This window comes from Nitrosococcus watsonii C-113 (genome assembly GCF_000143085.1).
GTDB classification, from domain to species: domain Bacteria; phylum Pseudomonadota; class Gammaproteobacteria; order Nitrosococcales; family Nitrosococcaceae; genus Nitrosococcus; species Nitrosococcus watsonii.
Window position 1 is genome coordinate 1,711,139 of sequence record NC_014315.1, and the last position, 17,648, is coordinate 1,728,786.

General features: G+C 48.2%; 18 protein-coding genes. 14 read left to right on the plus strand and 4 right to left on the minus strand.

What is annotated here, in order from left to right:
* Window positions 1-48 precede the first annotated feature (48 nt).
* Window positions 49-1,338, plus strand: coding sequence for a hypothetical protein (locus NWAT_RS07685; protein WP_013220550.1), 1,290 nt, complete (start codon window positions 49-51; stop codon window positions 1,336-1,338).
* Window positions 1,328-2,101, plus strand: coding sequence for a hypothetical protein (locus NWAT_RS07690; protein WP_013220551.1), 774 nt, complete (start codon window positions 1,328-1,330; stop codon window positions 2,099-2,101). Before NWAT_RS07685 ends, NWAT_RS07690 begins: the two co-directional genes overlap by 11 nt.
* A 416-nt stretch (window positions 2,102-2,517) precedes the next feature.
* Here the strand turns inward: NWAT_RS07690 and NWAT_RS07695 are convergent, their stop codons facing one another.
* On the minus strand, window positions 2,518-2,745 hold the full coding sequence (locus NWAT_RS07695) for a restriction endonuclease subunit S (RefSeq protein WP_157679838.1): 228 nt from the start codon (window positions 2,743-2,745) through the stop codon (window positions 2,518-2,520).
* Between the two features lie 397 nt (window positions 2,746-3,142).
* Here NWAT_RS07695 and putP point away from each other — a divergent pair, with 397 nt between their 5' ends.
* Complete coding sequence (gene putP / locus NWAT_RS07700) at window positions 3,143-4,630, plus strand: sodium/proline symporter PutP (RefSeq protein ID WP_013220552.1); 1,488 nt, start codon at window positions 3,143-3,145, stop codon at window positions 4,628-4,630.
* Between the two features lie 44 nt (window positions 4,631-4,674).
* On the opposite strand, the gene NWAT_RS18020 is transcribed toward putP, so the two are convergent.
* The 3 genes from NWAT_RS18020 to NWAT_RS07710 all read right to left on the minus strand — a co-directional run bounded on the left by NWAT_RS18020 (window position 4,675) and on the right by NWAT_RS07710 (window position 5,620).
* On the minus strand, window positions 4,675-4,824 hold the full coding sequence (locus NWAT_RS18020) for a hypothetical protein (protein WP_408634617.1): 150 nt from the start codon (window positions 4,822-4,824) through the stop codon (window positions 4,675-4,677).
* Complete coding sequence (locus NWAT_RS18025) at window positions 4,784-4,996, minus strand: hypothetical protein (RefSeq protein ID WP_408634618.1); 213 nt, start codon at window positions 4,994-4,996, stop codon at window positions 4,784-4,786. Before NWAT_RS18025 ends, NWAT_RS18020 begins: the two co-directional genes overlap by 41 nt.
* Before the next feature lie 105 nt (window positions 4,997-5,101).
* A complete protein-coding gene (locus NWAT_RS07710; RefSeq protein ID WP_013220554.1) occupies window positions 5,102-5,620 on the minus strand; it encodes an Hsp20/alpha crystallin family protein in 519 nt (172 codons plus the stop codon).
* A 227-nt stretch (window positions 5,621-5,847) separates the two neighbouring features.
* Here NWAT_RS07710 and NWAT_RS17355 point away from each other — a divergent pair, with 227 nt between their 5' ends.
* The 11 genes from NWAT_RS17355 (at window position 5,848) to NWAT_RS07755 (ending at window position 17,607) form a co-directional block, all read left to right on the plus strand.
* Window positions 5,848-6,300, plus strand: a complete 453-nt coding sequence (locus tag NWAT_RS17355; RefSeq protein ID WP_157679840.1) for a M48 family metalloprotease — start codon at window positions 5,848-5,850, stop codon at window positions 6,298-6,300.
* Window positions 6,240-6,758 carry a zinc metalloprotease HtpX gene (locus NWAT_RS17360; protein ID WP_157679842.1) on the plus strand — a complete coding sequence of 173 codons (519 nt, stop codon included), beginning with the start codon at window positions 6,240-6,242 and terminating at the stop codon, window positions 6,756-6,758. The genes NWAT_RS17355 and NWAT_RS17360 overlap by 61 nt, the downstream gene beginning before the upstream one ends.
* A gap of 700 nt (window positions 6,759-7,458) precedes the next feature.
* Window positions 7,459-7,950: a diaminobutyrate acetyltransferase gene (gene ectA / locus NWAT_RS07720; protein WP_013220555.1), complete on the plus strand. Its 492-nt coding sequence runs from the start codon at window positions 7,459-7,461 to the stop codon at window positions 7,948-7,950.
* Between the two features lie 95 nt (window positions 7,951-8,045).
* Window positions 8,046-9,347 (plus strand): diaminobutyrate--2-oxoglutarate transaminase, encoded by a 1,302-nt coding sequence (gene ectB, locus NWAT_RS07725; protein WP_013220556.1) that lies wholly within the window; start codon window positions 8,046-8,048, stop codon window positions 9,345-9,347.
* Window positions 9,348-9,575: 228 nt separating this feature from the next.
* Entirely contained in the window at window positions 9,576-10,484 is a 909-nt protein-coding gene (gene thpD / locus NWAT_RS07730) for an ectoine hydroxylase (RefSeq protein WP_013220557.1), read from the plus strand.
* A gap of 160 nt (window positions 10,485-10,644) precedes the next feature.
* Window positions 10,645-12,015 carry an MFS transporter gene (locus NWAT_RS07735; protein WP_013220558.1) on the plus strand — a complete coding sequence of 457 codons (1,371 nt, stop codon included), beginning with the start codon at window positions 10,645-10,647 and terminating at the stop codon, window positions 12,013-12,015.
* 239 nt (window positions 12,016-12,254) lie between these two features.
* A complete protein-coding gene (locus NWAT_RS07740) occupies window positions 12,255-12,653 on the plus strand; it encodes a TraR/DksA family transcriptional regulator (protein ID WP_013220559.1) in 399 nt (132 codons plus the stop codon).
* Window positions 12,654-12,958: 305 nt separating this feature from the next.
* A complete protein-coding gene (locus NWAT_RS17365) occupies window positions 12,959-13,255 on the plus strand; it encodes an MBL fold metallo-hydrolase (RefSeq protein WP_041350587.1) in 297 nt (98 codons plus the stop codon).
* Window positions 13,256-13,576: 321 nt separating this feature from the next.
* Entirely contained in the window at window positions 13,577-13,795 is a 219-nt protein-coding gene (locus NWAT_RS17370; RefSeq protein ID WP_408634628.1) for an acyl-CoA dehydrogenase family protein, read from the plus strand.
* A 383-nt stretch (window positions 13,796-14,178) separates the two neighbouring features.
* The gene (locus tag NWAT_RS07750; protein ID WP_013220560.1) at window positions 14,179-15,228 is read left to right on the plus strand and encodes a glycosyltransferase family 4 protein; all 1,050 of its coding nucleotides are present in this window, start codon (window positions 14,179-14,181) and stop codon (window positions 15,226-15,228) included.
* A 207-nt stretch (window positions 15,229-15,435) separates the two neighbouring features.
* Entirely contained in the window at window positions 15,436-17,607 is a 2,172-nt protein-coding gene (locus NWAT_RS07755; RefSeq protein ID WP_013220561.1) for an amylo-alpha-1,6-glucosidase, read from the plus strand.
* The last annotated feature ends 41 nt before the right edge of the window (window positions 17,608-17,648 follow it).

Here is a 17,648-nt window from a genome sequence, read left to right on the forward strand (position 1 = left end):
CTTCCCTTTGATATTGATAATCGCTTCGTAGCCAATAACCAAGAATCCTTGGCAGAAATCGCATTTAACTTCTTTTGTGAGCTAGAGGGTGGGAAGGCAGGGAAAGCTGCATCAGAAATCAATTCACTACCAATTTTCTCCGAAAGGCTACTTACACCAACTGGCTCAGCCGGTTTCCGCATTACTACCAAAATCCACCCATTCTGGAATATTTACTTTAATGGTCTTGGCATTGCAATAGCAGAGGCCCATGCGCCTAAGCGCAGTGATCGTGCGCACTCGTATAGGTTTCTCGAAAAGGGAGAACAATTATTCGATCGGACTGCATCGTGGCGCGCCTACCAAGAAGCCACTATTGCAGATCAGGATTTGCAAAACGAAGGCGCTATAGTAGTGCAGACGGATATCTCGAGCTTCTATGAACACGTATATCATCATCGAATAGAAAACTGTGTTGCGGACTTGTTTCCTCCAGATTCCACAGTTCCGACCCAAGTTGATCGATTAACGTTAAACAGAACGAAAACAACCATTCTGACGGCTAAGCATTATATGGATTATGTGCGTGCACAGCTGGGAACGCCCGAAGATGAGACCAGCAAGCTCCGAGAAATCGATCTGCACTTTGACCCTTATTCTAATACAGCAGAGGCTGACTATGAGGAACTTAGGGAAACTGTGGAAAAGCTTGAAGTCCAAGCGTTACTGAATTTGGAGCTACAGAAAGGACAACCCGATACCTTTTTGGTTGCCCAAATAGGAAGAACTTTGAAACTCCACACACCACGAACTGCGATACAACTGTGTGAGACCCTTTTAAATCCAAATAATCTGCATGCTTTTCGAGCATCTTGGTCGACGATAATGCGAGGAATCACATCCGTGTGCGCCGATATAACCAAATCTGAGGTTTTTGATCGGCTTGACCGATTGCTCGATGCTGTTCCGAGACACTCGCCCCACCTCTTGCTTCCCGAAACCAATTGTCTTCATTTCCTAAAGGCCGTCCGTTTCCAACGTACCCAAGCACGGGCTAGCTTTGTTTCTAGCTTATATAATTCAACAGCATCCGAGACTGTGAAGCGTGCCTGCATCGACTGCCGGCGACACTGGAAGGATCGGCCAAGCTTTATCCAGCTACGAAACCGATGGAATTTACTTGGAACAGAGGAGCAACGAATGCTTTGGCTTGCGGCAGCAGAGTTCGGTGAAGAAGGGAAGCATTTTCGTAGTCAGGTTCGACGGAGCCTTGCTAATATGTGGCGGTTAAGTATAGAGCGAAAGGACAAAACCACTTTTGAATCCATTTACACAAAGTGGGTTGATAATGCCAATTGACCGACAACCAGCGAAGGACCCCCGGACGGTCGCAAGGGATATACCTGGTATCTTTGATACAATGTTTCCCCAATTAACCCCAAGCCTCGTTGCCCATTTCAACAGCAAAATCATATCATTCTCTGATTGTCAATCAGTTCCCGATGATTTAGTTCAGACCAGTGACCTGAACCGGGCCATGTTGTTTGAAGTTGCATTTGCTAGGGGGGAGCAGATTATTGCTGGCATTGAAAAAGCAGATTGGAATGCCTGCTTAAATACCGCACTGAAAAGGCAAAGAAAGTATTTCGATGCAAAGCTTCCGGAGACACTGCTAGAGGCCGATAAAAAAGTAGCTGAGTGGGTGGCTAGGAATTTAGCCATAATGCTTACATACATACAAGAAAGAGCAAAAACCCGCTCGTTAATTCGATCACCCAAGATACCTGGATATCAGTGGATTACATCGGGATATGGAGACTTCTCGCTTGGCACTAGAATTATCGAGGTAAAATGCACAAATAAAAAGTTTTCTGCCTCGGATTATCGTCAGATAGTAATGTACTGGTTACTAAGCTATGCATCGTCAATTGAGAGTGATACCCCTGAGTGGACAAACGGAATATTAATTAATCCTCGATTAAACTATATCTTTGAGTTTTTCTTCGATGATATGCTTGCCGTGATAGGAGCAGGAAGATCAAAATTAGAGTTATTGGAGTTGTTTTCCTCAATGGTCAGTGAACACTCTTTAAGAATGCTTGCATCCCTCAACCAGCAGTAAATTATGCAGAAGATAGATTGATTTCGACACCCCAGATGCCATGGGCTACCAAAAGGCTATTACCCAGAGCATTACCGATAGCAAGGCGGACTAACTACATTTTATGCTCGCTCATAACGGTAGGCATCGGGATAATCCTCAACATCGCCCCTTAAAGCATCCATGTTGATGTTAGTCGCCGGTTTATTGCGCTCAGCCTTGGTTTAACCCAACGTGCAACACTGGCAATCCCAACCAAAACCGAGACGCCACCTCGGCTATTGTAAGACCCTCCTTCTCACGAACAGACAGAACTTTACAGCAGAATAAGGCGAGGTTCCAGAGTGCTCACGGGGCGGGATAATGACCGATAGGCCCTTTCTCACCGCTTTCCATAGCAATCTGGTAAATCCCCTCGCCACGGGCTTCGGCTTCATTCATGCCACCGCCTCGTGCTTGAGGACGGTGTCAGATTTTACGGTCAGTTCTCCAGTGAAGGCATTGTGCAGAAAGGATTGCTTCAGTTCAGCAAGGGCGGTGAGGCTTTGTTGGTAAACTTCAGATAAATCCTCACACTCATCCGAAATAAAATCAATTTTTTCTACCAAGCGCTTTTGAGTTTCTAGTGATGGTAATGAAAGCGTGAGCGCCTTCGAATCAGGCACGCGCATATGCTGAACTGTGGTGCCTGAAGCCAAATTTCTTATTTGGCTCTGAAAATCATTTGATCGGAGGGCATAAAGCAAAAATCAGCTTAACATCTTTCAATTTGGGCGGCCAGAATGGCCTTAGCTTGCTCCACATCGGTGTTGGGATGCTCAAAGTCACAGAACACATGGCCACTACCGCACGCAATTCTGAAGCTTAGCCTGCAGAGGTGAGATGCTTTTTTGTTTTAACTAAACCGAGTAATTTTCTGACTCTTTAGATGTTCACTAGATGTTGCACTTCGTGTAGCCTTCTTCACCTAGGAGCAAACTCAAAAACATATTTTAGCGCCATGAATATCCCCTTTAATTCCGCCCCTATCTCTACCCCTTGAGGTTAACTTTCCAAGCCGTGATGATAGCCACTTTTATCATTTATCTCGCCGCCATGTTGCTCCTTGGTCTGCTGGCCTATGTCCGGACCCGGGACTTGTCTGACTATATCCTTGGGGGCCGCAAGCTCGGAAGCTGGACCACTGCCTTGAGCGCAGGAGCTTCTGACATGAGTGGCTGGCTCCTTTTGGGATTGCCTGGTTACGCTTATCTTCATGGCTTGGAAGCCGGCTGGATTGCCCTCGGTTTATGGTTGGGCACCTATGGTAACTGGCGCCTAGTGGCCGCCCGATTGCGGGCCTATTCCACAGCTGCAGGGGATTCACTCACCTTGCCGGAATTTTTGGCTCAGCGCTTTGATGACCATCGTCATCTGCTACGCTGCGTTGCGGCAGCTTTTATCCTGATTTTTTTCTTGTTTTATACCAGCGCGGGCTTGGTAGCAGGAGGGAAACTGTTCAATGCCGTCTTCGGCCTACCTTACACATGGGCCGTGGCCACCGGTACCCTAGCCATCATGAGCTATACTTTCATTGGGGGATTTCTCGCCGTCTCCTGGACTGATGTGGTACAGGGCCTGTTGATGCTGCTCGCCCTGCTCGCTGTTCCCATGGTTGCCATTCACCATGGGGGGGGCTGGCAGGCCACCTTGGCCGGCATCGATGCTGAACGGCTCCACCTGTTCGTAACGACGACCGGTGAACCCCTGGGGACTATCGCTATTCTCTCCCTACTGGGATGGGGGTTAGGGTATTTCGGCCAACCTCATATTCAGGCTCGTTTCATGGCCATTCATTCCCTTAAAGCCGTGCCCCAGGCGCGGCGAATCGCCATGGGTTGGGTGACCCTAACCTTAAGCGGCGCTCTGCTGGTAGGAATCACGGGAGCCTCCTTTCTAAGCCCACCCCTTTCCGTGGCTGACAGCGAAAAAGTATTCATTGAAATGGTCGGTGTCCTCTTTCATCCTTTGCCTGCCGGAATTTTATTAGCCGCTATCCTGGCGGCTATCATGAGTACCACCGATTCCCAGCTACTGGTTTGCTCGGCAGTCTTTACCGATGACTTTTACAAAGCCCTCCTGCGCCCTCAGGCAAGCGCTCGGGAACTAGTTTATGTGGGCCGAGCTACCGTCGTCGTCATTGCCTTCCTGGCATTATGGTTAGCCTTCGATCCGGACAGTCACGTTTTGGAGTTAGTAGCCTATGCCTGGGCCGGATTTGGCGCTGCCTTTGGACCTACCCTCCTGATAGCCCTTTACTGGAAACGAATGACGCGACAGGGCGCACTGGCCGGAATTATCGTAGGAGGCATAACGATTATAGTGTGGAAGCAACTGGAAGGGGGAATTTTTGACCTTTACGAACTGGTGCCCGGCTTTATTTTCTCAGCTATCGCCATTGTCGGCGTTAGTTGGCTAACTACCGCTCCTGGAATCAAGATCGAGCGGCAATTTAACGCGATTGCTAACAATACCACGCCTTTTAATACAAACAAAGATCGCCCAATCTAAGTTTAAGAAAAATAAATCAGCCCTCATCCAAAGACCCCCGTCGATCATCCCGCTCCTGTAACAGCCAATACACGCTCCCAAGAGCAAGGGAAGACGATGAGTAACGTCATGAGATTACCAAACACTGCTTGAAAAACGGCATGGTCCAAGGGATCACGGGATTGAATGACAAACAAAGACCAGCGTGAGCTCATCAGCCGCCACAAAGCAATCAAGATGATGACCGCAATCAGCCGTTAACACCAACGCAACAGCATGCTCAAACCGTTCATAAAAGCTCATGAGTGACCAATAGCGCCGGGTGTCGCCCATAATTTCATCCGGCTTTGCTACCATTTCTCTTGCCTCTCTTGCTGCCTTGGCCATGGTCCTTTCTTACCGCTATCCCAGCTATTCCGGTGATGTCTAAATTATATTTTCAAAACGGAGCCCAGCCTACGCCGGGCTCCCGCTATAAGCATAAAATGTTTATTATTCAACCTTGATTTTATGCCGCTTTGATCTTTCTACCTTAGGAAGAATGAGCTCTAGGGTGCCTTCCTTGAAGGAGACTTTCGCCTTTTCGCCATCTACTTCTCTCGGCAGCATCACCGTGCGCGAAAAAGCACCTCGGGAAATTTCCCGGCGATAGTAATCGCCCGCATCTTCCTCTTTCTCGGCAGATCTATGGCCGTTGATGGTCACCGTATTCTCGGTCACCGAGACATCCAGATCCTTTTTATCCACGCCGGGTATCTCGGCGCGCACCACTACTTCCTCATCTCGATCAATGACGTCCACACGGGGCATCTGCACTTCAAAGGGCGTTATCAAATCATTTCTCATGGGCCATTCACGGCGAAAGGGTTGCAGCCATCCTCGCGGGAAAAAGCGCTCAAAGAGCTGATCCATTTCCTCAAAGGGACTCAGCCCATGAGTGACGTTCCCAGGCCGCACTTCCTGCCGTGGTTCCGAATGGGCCACTTCCTTACTGCTTTTGTCTTTAGTCATCGTTGCTCTCCTCAAATCTATCTAATTTCTATCCAATAACTATTTCTCCTGTTATCAGGATATACACCAGGATTAACTTTTATATAGAATCGCAGGAATCGATTTTCAACCCATCAGCTTTTTTAAAATTAATGGGCGCCTCTAAAGCAAAAATATCGCTTGATTATCCTGCCCCAGTCCCCATTATCCAAAGATAAATCATAATCTTTTTATTTCAGGTCCTTTTCATGCAGACAAGCTTCCTGCTGAAGCATAAAATAGCGAATTGGCTCCAGTCCGCGTTGTTGTTGCTAGGCATGATTCTATTGCTTGCCATACTCAGATGGTTTTTAGGAGGGGCCGTGTTTATTATGTTAGGGACTGTGGCGGGCAGTATATTTCTGCTAACGGTTGGACCCAGAATTCCACCCCACTTGCTCCTTGGCATGTACGGGGCCCACCGTCTGGCGCCCTACGATGCCCCTCAGCTTTATACACTCACGCGGGAATTGGCAAAGCGGGCTGGCCTATTACAGGTGCCCATTCTCTATTATGTGCCTAGCCAAATGATAAACGCATTTACAGTGGGGAAGCGCACCGACGCCGTCATTGCCATTACCGACGACCTACGTTACGGGAATTGGCGGGGGTACTGGCCCATGAAATCAGCCATATTCGCAACAATGATATATGGGTCATGACACTCGCCGATCTAACCAGCCGCATGACCCCTACCCTCTCCCTCATTGGACAGCTGTTAGTCGTGATTAATCTACCTTTATTTCTGTTAGCCGAAACGAGTCTTTCGTGGTTGGCGATCCTGCTGCTCATTCTTGCCCCCGCTATCAGCGCATTGCTCCAACTCGCCCTCTCCAGAACTCGCGAATTCGACGCCGATTTAAGCGCCATTAACCTCACGGGAGAACCCCAAGGGCTTGCCTCGGCGCTAGTTAAATTAGAGCAGCAGCACAGGGGATTACTGGAACGCCTTCTGACACCAGATCGCCGCAGCCCGGAGCCTTCATTACTCCGCACCCACCCTCGAACTGAAGAGCGCATACAGCGGCTTTTATCATTAAGACCAAAACCTTCACCGAGTGCTTCCGCCATTCCTAGCCCAGAGGCTATCCTCCAACCCCCCCCCATTTTACTCGGGTAAGAAGAAAACCCCATTGGCACATTACGGGTCTTTGGCATTAGCCGGTACTTAATTAGCCTGGCAATTAAACTTAGACTATTTTTGCCAAGCTAGGTCAAGAATCAGAGATTATTAATCATCAACTTTATGCTAGCTTGGTGATCGTGATCGCCTTGACCACACTACTAGGCCCCCTCGCCCTGCAAAGGTTTTACGCCCGCCTAGGCAAACACTTGCCTTTAGGGAATAAAGATTAAAAAAGATTTATTGAGTAATAAGCGATACGGATTTTTATTTTAAGTAAAAGTTTAACACGCATAGACCAAGGCATTATTCATCTTTTAAATGACGATTACTTCAGTTGCTTGAATACCAACAGGCCCTTGCCAATAGGCTTAACCTTGCTATATTCCTTCCTATTCTATAAACTATACTGCTAATCACTTACGCTATAACAGCAAAATAGCTGATAGAGTAGTCATTTTGCAATTCAATCTCATTAACCTGATAGAGGTATTTTTTCGAAACTATTAAGATCGACGAGATTCCCAGGAATATCGCTACTAAAAAACTTCTTCACCCTATACCAACGAATGAAGAAGGTTGGTATGAAATCCAGCCTTGATCAAACTGCACTAACCGCCATGTCAAAATAGACACTGCACTATCTCATTTAGGTTAAGTTGATCACTCAGCCTTAACCTACATTAAGGAGCTATCCTTGTTTCGCCATCCAACCATTCAAGATGCACCCAAAATTTGGCAGTTAGTCAAAGATTCCGGCACGCTCGACTTAAATTCAACTTACTGCTACCTCATTTTATGTAAGCATTTTATGGATACCTGTTTAGTTGCCGGTAATAATGACGAAATACTTGCCTTCGTCACCGGTTACCGCCTGCCAGCAGCCCCGCATTCACTTTTTATATGGCAGATAGCGGTCTCTCCGCAGGCGCGCGGTCAAGGGCTTGCCTTATCCATGCTTAAGGAACTTTTGCGGCGCAATGCGGACTACAACAAGATAACATCTTTAGAAACCACGGTTAGCCCCTCCAACACTGCTTCGCGCGCCTTATTCGCCGCCTTGGCGCGGGAGCTAAACACGGAGTTGATTGAAACGCCAGGATTTGAGGAGCCATTATTTCCAGCGGGAAATCATGAAGCAGAACCCTTTCTCCGTCTTGGTCCCTTTGAAGTAGAAAAACTTCTCTAATTGCTAATACTCCCCCTTTGTTAATGGATACATGTTCTAAACTTATTCATTATGTCTATTTATTTAAAGCTAATGACCAATAAGGACTAAATATTATGAGAATTATTGAGCAACTAGAATCAGAGGTGCGCGGCTATGTGCGCTCTTTTCCGGTCGTCTTTGACACGGCGAAAGGCTCTTATCTCTATGATGAGCAAGGAAATGAATATATTGATTTCTTTTCTGGCGCGGGCACCCTGAATTATGGCCATAACAACCCTATTATTTCCAAAGCCCTATTAAAATATATAGAACGGGACGGAATTATTCACGGACTAGACAAAGCTACCGTGGCCAAGGTGGCGTTTTTACAAAAATTCTATGACACAATTTTATCCCCGCGTAATCTGGAATATAAAGTACAGTTTACCGGGCCCACTGGAACCAATGCGACAGAAACGGCGTTAAAACTAGCCCGCATGATCAAACGGCGCTCTAATGTTATCGCCTTCACCAATGGCTACCACGGCCTGACCATGGGTTCTCTGGCCGTTACTGGAAATACCTTTTATCGGGATGAATCCTACGGTGTCCGGAACAATTCAGCCTTCATGCCTTACGATGGTTATTTTGGGCCAGACGTGGATACCATTGAGTATTTTCGCCGTTTTCTGGAAGATTCCAGCAGCGGGGTGGATCTCCCCGCTGCGGTTATCCTGGAAACCGTTCAGGCCGAAGGTGGAATAAATGTAGCTAGCGATGAGTGGCTGCGTCGATTGGAACGGCTTTGCCGTGAGTTCGATATTCTCCTTATTGTGGATGATATCCAAGTGGGCAATGGCCGCACGGGCACTTTTTTCAGTTTTGAACGGGCTGGTATTACCCCTGATATGGTCACCCTGTCAAAATCCATCGGTGGCGGGCTCCCCTTATCGTTGTTATTAATGCGTCCAGAACTAGACCAATGGAAACCAGGGGAACACACAGGAACCTTCCGTGGTAATAACCTGGCTTTTGTAGCCGCAGTCGAATCCCTTTCCGCTTACTGGGAAAATGACGATTTAACGGAAGCAGTAAAATATAAAGGCGAGATTATAGAAACTGAGTTAAAAGCAATTGCCGAAAAATACCCCGAATTGAATGGAAAAGTCCGGGGTGTGGGGATGGTTTGGGGGTTAGAAATGCCCCGCAACGGATTTACCAGCCAAGTCTCTAAAGAAGCCTTTGAAAATGGAGTCATCATCGAAATTGCGGGAGCCGATGATCAGGTACTGAAATTTTTACCTTCCCTGACAATTGAAGAAACGATTTTACGAGAAGGACTGGGTATTATTGATAAGGCGATAGGCAATCTACTTGCCCGTAAACGGGAGATGCGCAGTGGTAATACCCAACCATTAGCTGCTGAGGCGGTTTAAGCCAGCAGAGCTGTTCAAAACTGTATGAGCATATACGGGCAGAAACCCGCAGGTGTTAGCCGAAGCGCTTAAACACATTTTACAGACGCTATACTGATAAACAAAATATGGCGAATGCGGTGGCTGTACAGCCACCGCATTCGCCATCATCTATTAATGTCCTATACTTTGATCTAAACCATCGCAATCCGCAAGGGAGAACCGATAAGGCAGAAGGAGGTTAACTGCATGGCCTACAATCAAAATTTGCTTGATTACCATGAGGATTTGTACCCATCCCGCATTGGTAATACGCCGCATCTCTTTGAGCGTCGCGATCCCGTTTTTTACGGACAATCGTCAGACCCAGGCCCGCTAAACCAAGAGCAGATAGAGTTTTATAAAAAAAAGGGATATCTTTTTTTTCAGGATCTGTTCTCCCAAGAAGAAATACAACGCTATCGTGATGAGTTAAAGATACTTTCCGATACAGCAAGCGTCAAAAAGGCGCCACAAACTATCCTGGAACCTGAACGCCAAGAGGTGCGATCCATTTTTGATATCCATCGCACCAATGAACTGTTCAACCAGCTCTCCCGAGATAAACGCGTTACCAACATTATCACTCAGTTGCTTAATAGCCGGGTCTATATTCATCAATCCCGAATTAATTACAAACCCGGCTTTCAGGGAAAGGAATTTTATTGGCATTCTGATTTTGAAACTTGGCACCAGGAAGATGGCATGCCCCGTATGCGGGCACTTAGTTGCTCTATTACCCTGACCGAAAATAATTTCTATAATGGCCCCTTGATGCTCATTCCCCAATCTCATTGGTATTTCCTTTGCTGTATTGGAAAAACGCCCAAGGATCACTATAAATCTTCCCTAAGAAAGCAAGAATACGGGGTGCCCGATAATGAAAGTCTCCGCAAGCTCGTCGATACCGGCGGAATAGTGGCCCCCCATGGCCCCGCAGGCTCAGTCATATTTTTCGAATGTAACCTTATGCACGGTTCTAATTCAAACATTTCTCCCTGGCCACGGAGCAACATATTTTTTGTCTATAACAGTATCGAAAACACCTTGGTGCAGCCCTATTGTGGACTAGAACCGCGTCCGGAATATATTGCCAGCCGCGACTTCACTCCTCTTTAAGCATAAAGCTGATATTCGGAAAACAGGAAAAAATAAGCGCCAGTGCATGTTAGTACAATTTTTTAGCGCTTTGGGGCAACAATTGCCGAGGTTACGTGCGCCCTCCTATCAAAGTTGCTAGGGTGAAAAAACAATTTTCTAAAAACACAGGGAAGATACCATGGATATTGAGGCTGCCGCAGACGAGACAGAAGCTCATATTGTTGACGAATCAGAGGTCAAACGCGCCGTCACCGCAGCCGCTATGGGTAATGCGTTGGAATGGTTTGATTTTAGCATCTACAGCTACACAGCGGCCACAATAGGGCATGTGTTTTTTCCCTCTCACAGCAATACCGCCTCTCTGTTGGCATCCTTCGGCGTGTTCGCCCTTGCCTTCGTGGTAAGACCCTTAGGGGGCTTTTTCTTCGGCCCTTTGGGAGACAAGGTAGGCCGCAACAAAGTGCTGGCGCTAACTATCATCTTGATGTCGGTTGCCACCTTCTGTATTGGGATCATTCCGAGTTACGCGTCGATCGGCATTTGGGCGCCCATTGGCCTAATCCTGGCAAGATTGGTACAGGGCTTCTCTACCGGCGGTGAATACGGCGGCGCCGCCACCTTTATTTGTGAATTCTCGCCTGATAACCGGCGTGGCTTTTTGGGAAGTTGGTTGGAGTTCGGTACGCTAGGCGGCTACATACTAGGCGCCGTTCTGGTCACTGGCATCTCGGTAGTGCTTACCAGTGAGCAATTTCTCACCTGGGGCTGGCGTATTCCCTTTTTGATAGCGGGTCCCTTGGGGCTGTTTGGGCTCTACCTACGCCTGAAGCTCAAGGAAAGCCCGGCATTTGAACAGATGAAGGAAGATGTGGAGCAAAAGGATTCCTCCTTTCGGGAAATTCTTATCGTCAATCTACGTCTACAGGCACTCTGCATTGGCTTGGTATTGATACTCAACATTGCCTACTATACGGTGCTCAGTTACCTGCCAAGCTACCTCACCGAGGTGCTACATATAGATGCCTCCCGCTCACTGGTATTTCTCGTGTTGACGATGCTAGCCATGATGTGCGTCATCAATATGGTGGGCAAACTATCAGACCATGTAGGGCGTAAACGCGTGCTGGTAGGCACCTGTATCGGCTTTATCATTTTGTCATACCCAGCATTTTGGTTACTATCGCAACACAGTATCGCCACCACCGTCATCGGCTTAGCCATTTTAGGCATGCTTGTAGTAGCACTTGCGGGTGTCATGCCCGCCACTTTACCCGCTATTTTCCCAACACACATCCGGTACGGCGGCTTTGCCATTTCCTATAACATTTCCACCGCTCTGTTTGGCGGCACTGCCCCCTTGGTTATTACCTGGTTGATCGCACTCACCGGTGATAACTTTGTGCCTGCCTACTATCTGATGCTGGCAGCAGCTATTGCCATAGTACCCATTCTTATTATTCCCGAAACCGCTGGTAAGCCGATGCCGGGATCGATGGTAGTACGCAGCAAGAGCCAGATGAACAGTTCAGACTCGAAAGCACGGGACTGACCAGAGTCAAGCCCTGCCCAAACGTAAAGAGAAGACTATCTGAGCGCGGGCGGGCCATTTGCCCGCAGCACTCCCCGGAGAATTTTATTGGTTTCCAAGGATCGCGGCAGTCTCTCCGGAAGACACATACAAAAAGAACCCAGGAATTTTTACGGACTATTCTCTAAACTAAATCGTAAGTAGTCAGCGAGAGCAACAGGATCACCCCTTAGAGTTAAACCCTTTATGGAGGTACAAGCATGAAACGGGAGCTTTCAGGCCAACAGCGCCGAGAACTTAAGCAAAAGCTGCAACAGCAATTTAATGAACTCTCGGAAAAGATACGCCAGGAACTCCGGGAGAGCGATAATCAATCCTATATCGAACTCGCGGGCAAGGTCCATGATCAAGAAGAAGCCTCCTTGGCCGATCTGCTAGTAGATATCAATCTTGCCATCGTGGACCTTCATATTGAGGAAATTCGGGAGATTGAACAGGCGCTGATGCGCTTTCCCAAGGGTAGTTATGGCATCTGTACCGATTGCGGCGTCGACATAGACTACCAGCGTCTACAAATTAATCCGGCAGTAAAACGCTGTTTTGATTGCCAAGCTAGATATGAACGCACCTATCAGGAAAAGGCCCATCCTACTCTATAAACGAAAACAGGCTCACCAATTCCAGGAACTAAGGGGCACCATGGGCACAGACAATAAGACCGCTGTTACCGCCGTTAGTTGTTAATGATCCTTTTATGGACCATTTTGCCGGTTTTGACTGGTTGCTGCGATTGGTGTTGGGGAGAGATAAGAAAATACGACTGTTTGGACCTCCTGGCTTGATTGACCGGCTAGAACACAAACTAACGGCCTATAGCCTGATGACACGCCCATCAAGATTTGGAAACAGGAAAACGGAAAAATTTTGAGAATTACCCCTGGGCTTCTTGTTAAGGCGACAGGTCGTGCGTGCCGCCCCAGGGCAAAAAATCAGTTACATCGTCAATATACGCTACTCAGATAGCAACTGCCAGAAGACGATAGAGTTGATTCAGGGCTCTCACCTCTTGTTCATCGAAACCACCTTTCTTCATGAGGATGTAAAAATAGCCGCGGAAAAATGCCATCTTACGGCCCGGCAGGCTGACTGGATTGCCCGGGAAGCCGGAGTCAAAAAGCTAGTGCCTATCCACTTTTCACCACGTTACTCAGATCGGCGACAGGCATTAATAACAGAGGCCCAAGAAGCTTTTAAAGGCTAACCAGTACCCTCGGGAGTAGCCAAACAAGCAGAAAGCCCTAAAGCTGACTCACTAGTAAAAACTTCAACGCCTACCTAGCAGGCTAGGAAGAGCATCATGGCCAAAACCCCTCTAGGAGAATTAGAACGCTTCTCGGAAGCCGATCGCCAACAAATTGAAGCGATCCAGGCAATACTTTCGTGAAAAGCCTATTTTGAGGTCGTTTTCGGGAGGCATTGCTCTTTCTCTTCCCGGCGGTAAGCGCAGAGAAATCCACCCGCTGCGATCAACTCCCTGCGGAATTAGATGCTTACCTGATAAACAAGCACCTCGGCTATCGCCATCGATCAACGACAAGAAATCCCAGCGTGGGTAATCAAGCGTCTCTTCAATAGGGGAATCATGGGGATGATCGTCCCTAGAGAATACGGTGGGGGCTTTGGAATTACCAGCTACAACCGGGTGCTATTCCGGATGGTCTCCGCCCACCAATCCATTGGTTGCGGCGCCATCATTCTATTTGGCACTGAAGCGCAAAAAAACGTTTTCTTCCCGCTATGACGCAGGATTATCTCAGCGCCTTTTGCCTCTCTGAACCCAACATGGACTCGGACGCTGGCGGTCAGGAAACCCGTTGCGAGGTCTCTGAAGACGCTCATTTATATTCTCAATGGGGAAAAAGGAAAGCTGGAAAACCACACCCAACAGCTCTTTAAGCGAGAAAGAATAGTGCCTTTTCTCTCCTAAGGTAAAACACTACAGCATCTGCAATTAATAGGTAGGTAAGGGAAAGTCCTGATATTTTCTTCCTACAACGTGGCTACAATCTGTTTAGTGTGGTCTCTTTTTTCTGGTAACGGCCAATCATCCTTAGATCAGGTTAGGCCACACCCATTACATTAAATTAACGTTAACTCAATCTAAAACACGACCCCGAGCTAGTCATGAAAATTGCACAGATTGCCCCTCTTTATGAAAGGGTTCCCCCCAGATATTATGGCGGAACAGAGCGAATTGTCTCCTATCTGACCGAAGAATTAGTAAACCAAGGCCATGACGTCACTCTCTTTGCCAGCGGCGATTCTCTTACTAAAGCCAAACTCCACCCCATTGGGGAATGTGCTTTACGGCTTAACTCCCATTATTTAGATCCTTTGGCGCACCACATTCGCCTGCTAGGCGAGGTGTCTAACTTAGCGCCTACCTTTGATATCCTCCACTTTCATATTGATTACCTGCACTTCCCCTTGAGCCGGATATTACGCGTTCCCCAACTTACCACCTTGCATGGACGGCTCGATCTTCCCGATTTAGCGCCTCTCTATCAGGCCTTCCCGGAAATGCCGGTAGTATCGATTTCCAATGCTCAACGGCATCCTTTACCGTTCGCCAATTGGCAAGCAACCATCTATCATGGCTTACCCGAGAACCTTTACGATTTTCATCCTCAGCCTGGGGATTACCTGGCCTTTCTCGGCCGCATCTCACCAGAAAAACGACTCGACCGCGCTATCGAAATCGCTCTTCGTGCCGGCATGGAAATCCGGATTGCGGCAAAAGTCGATCCCGTTGATGAAGCCTATTTTCAAAAGCGTATTAAACCCCTGCTCACCCATCCCCTGGTCAGCTATATTGGAGAGATCGGCGAAAGGGAAAAGAATGATTTTCTTGGCCAAGCCTATGCATTGTTGTTTCCTATCGATTGGCCTGAGCCTTTTGGACTGGTCATGATTGAAGCCATGGCCTGCGGCACGCCTGTTATCGCCTATCGGCAAGGCTCTGTCCCTGAAGTAATGCAAAACGGCAAAACGGGTTTTATCGTTGAAAGCCTAGAGCAGGCGGTAACAGCGGTAGAAAGAATAAGTCAGGTAAGCCGCCGGCATTGCCGTCAGGTATTTGAAGAGCAATTCTCCGCCAAATGCATGGCCAAAAATTACCTACGATTATATCAGGCCCTTACCCAACCCGCGATTAAGCCGCGGCTAGTAAGTTAACTATCCTCGGACAAAAATTAAGATTGTTTTCTGGCCCTTATCCCTGGGTCCAGAAAACACTCCCTTTACCAGATTTGATCACGATAGCCGCCCTGAATCTGTCACCCTCATGAGACTTAGGTATATAATTTAGATTAAAGAGAAAAAGGCATAATGGACGTTTTTGAGTAACTTCCTAAACCACAATTATTAGCAGGTTGACCCTCTATGGCGGTAGACGACGTTGTTCTCATTAATGATCAATGGTATGTACTGGCAACCTCCTCGCGCGCCGATGAGAGTACCCGCGTACTCAAACACAAGGATACCTTCGCGGTGTTCGACCGTTACGGCGATATCCAGCGCTTAGGCATGGGTGAACAAGGGATTTACCATCAAGGTACGCGCTTTCTTTCTTATTTTGAACTGAGCATCAACCACCGCCGGCCACTTTTACTCCATTCCACCGTCAAGGAAGATAACACCCTGTTGACTGCGGATATTACCACTCCAGATATCTACCAAGAAGGTCAGCTTGTTACTCGCAAGGGGATTGCGCATATCTTTCGCAGCAAGCTGCTCTGGGATGGCGTTCACTACGAGCATATCCGGCTTTTCAACTACGGAGATAAAGCGCTTAACCTTCACCTAGAGGTTCGGTTTGAGGCTGATTATGCAGATATCTTTGAAGTGCGAGGAGCTAAGCGCCGTAAGCGGGGTCAAGTTCTGCCAGTGCAGCACCAAGGTCGAGAGCTCGTGTTCAGCTACCGTGGTCTGGACAATAAGACGCGCCGTACTCGCATCCTTCTTAGCCAGCCACCCGATAACCAAAACGAGGGCCAGATCTATTTTGCTATCGAGCTTTTACCCCAAGAAAAAAAGCAATTTTATTTTACTATTGCCTGTGAAATAGAGACGAGCAAGCCTGCAATTTTAACCTATCAGCAAGCCCTTGCTAACTCCAACCAGGCAGTTATAACCGCTCGCAAGGGAATAGGCCAGGTGCGCACGAGTAATGAGCAATTCAATGGTTGGCTTAACCGATCAGCGGCAGACTTACAGATGCTGGCTACCCAGACCGAGCACGGCGACTACCCTTATGCGGGCGTCCCTTGGTTCAGTACCCCGTTCGGGCGCGATGGAATCATTACCGCGTTGCAGTATTTATGGCTTAATCCTCAATTGGCTCGAGGCGTATTAGGTTTTCTAGCAACCACTCAAGCCACGGAAGAAAATGCAGCCCAAGATGCCGAACCTGGCAAAATACTCCATGAGACCCGCCAAGGGGAGATGGCGGCCTTACATGAGGTGCCCTTTTGGCGCTATTATGGCAGCGTGGATGCCACGCCCTTATTTATTGTGCTTGCGGGAGCTTATTATCACCGCACCGCTGATCGGATCTTTTTAGAGACCATTTGGCCTAATATCAAAGCCGCCCTCCATTGGATCAATCATTACGGCGATTGCGATGGAGATGGTTTTGTGGAGTATGCTCGCCATAGCGCCGACGGCTTGATCCATCAAGGTTGGAAGGACTCTGACGATCCAATTTTTCATCACGGGGGAAAACCGGCGGAAGGACCCCTTGCCTTATGTGAAGTGCAGGGCTATGTGTATGAGGCCAAGAAAATAGCGGCTAAATTGGCCGCTCTCTTTGGCGAGACGAGTTGCGCTGCGGAATTGGAACATCAGGCAACACTTCTCAAGGAGAAATTTAATCAAGCATTTTGGTGCGAGGAAATCGCCACCTTTGCTCTGGCCCTGGACGGCCACAAACGCCCTTGCCGGATCATCTCCTCTAATGCGGGCCATGCCCTTTTCAGCGGAATTGCCCATCCAGAACACGCGCGCTGCGTAGCGGAGACGCTGCTTAGCGAGGCTTCCTTTAGCGGCTGGGGCATCCGAACGCTTGCTACGACCCAGTCCCGTTTTAATCCTATGTCCTATCACAACGGCTCCATCTGGCCCCATGACAATGCCCTTGTTGCCATGGGGCTAGCACGCTATGGGTTCAAAGACCAGGTGCAACAGATCCTCGGCGGCCTTTTTGATGCCAGCATCATGATGGATTTGCACCGCCTGCCCGAGCTATTTTGTGGCTTTGATCGCCTTCCTGGCCAAGGACCGACTCTTTATCCGGTCGCCTGCTCGCCCCAAGCGTGGGCGAGTGGCACGGTATTTTATCTCCTTCAGGCCTGCCTTGGCTTAACTTTCTCGGAGGAAAAACCGCAAGTACGGTTTCATCATCCCCGTTTACCTGAGTATCTCCAGCGCCTTGAAATCACAAACCTGCGCTTTGGCAATGCCGTGATTGACCTTACTCTCCGACGTCACTTACACGATGTCGGCGTCAACGTGCTGCGCAAAGAGGGCGATATAGAAGTTGCCGTCATCGTGTAAACGCCTACGCGCCTGCTTGAAAGAAGACTGTATTCATTATT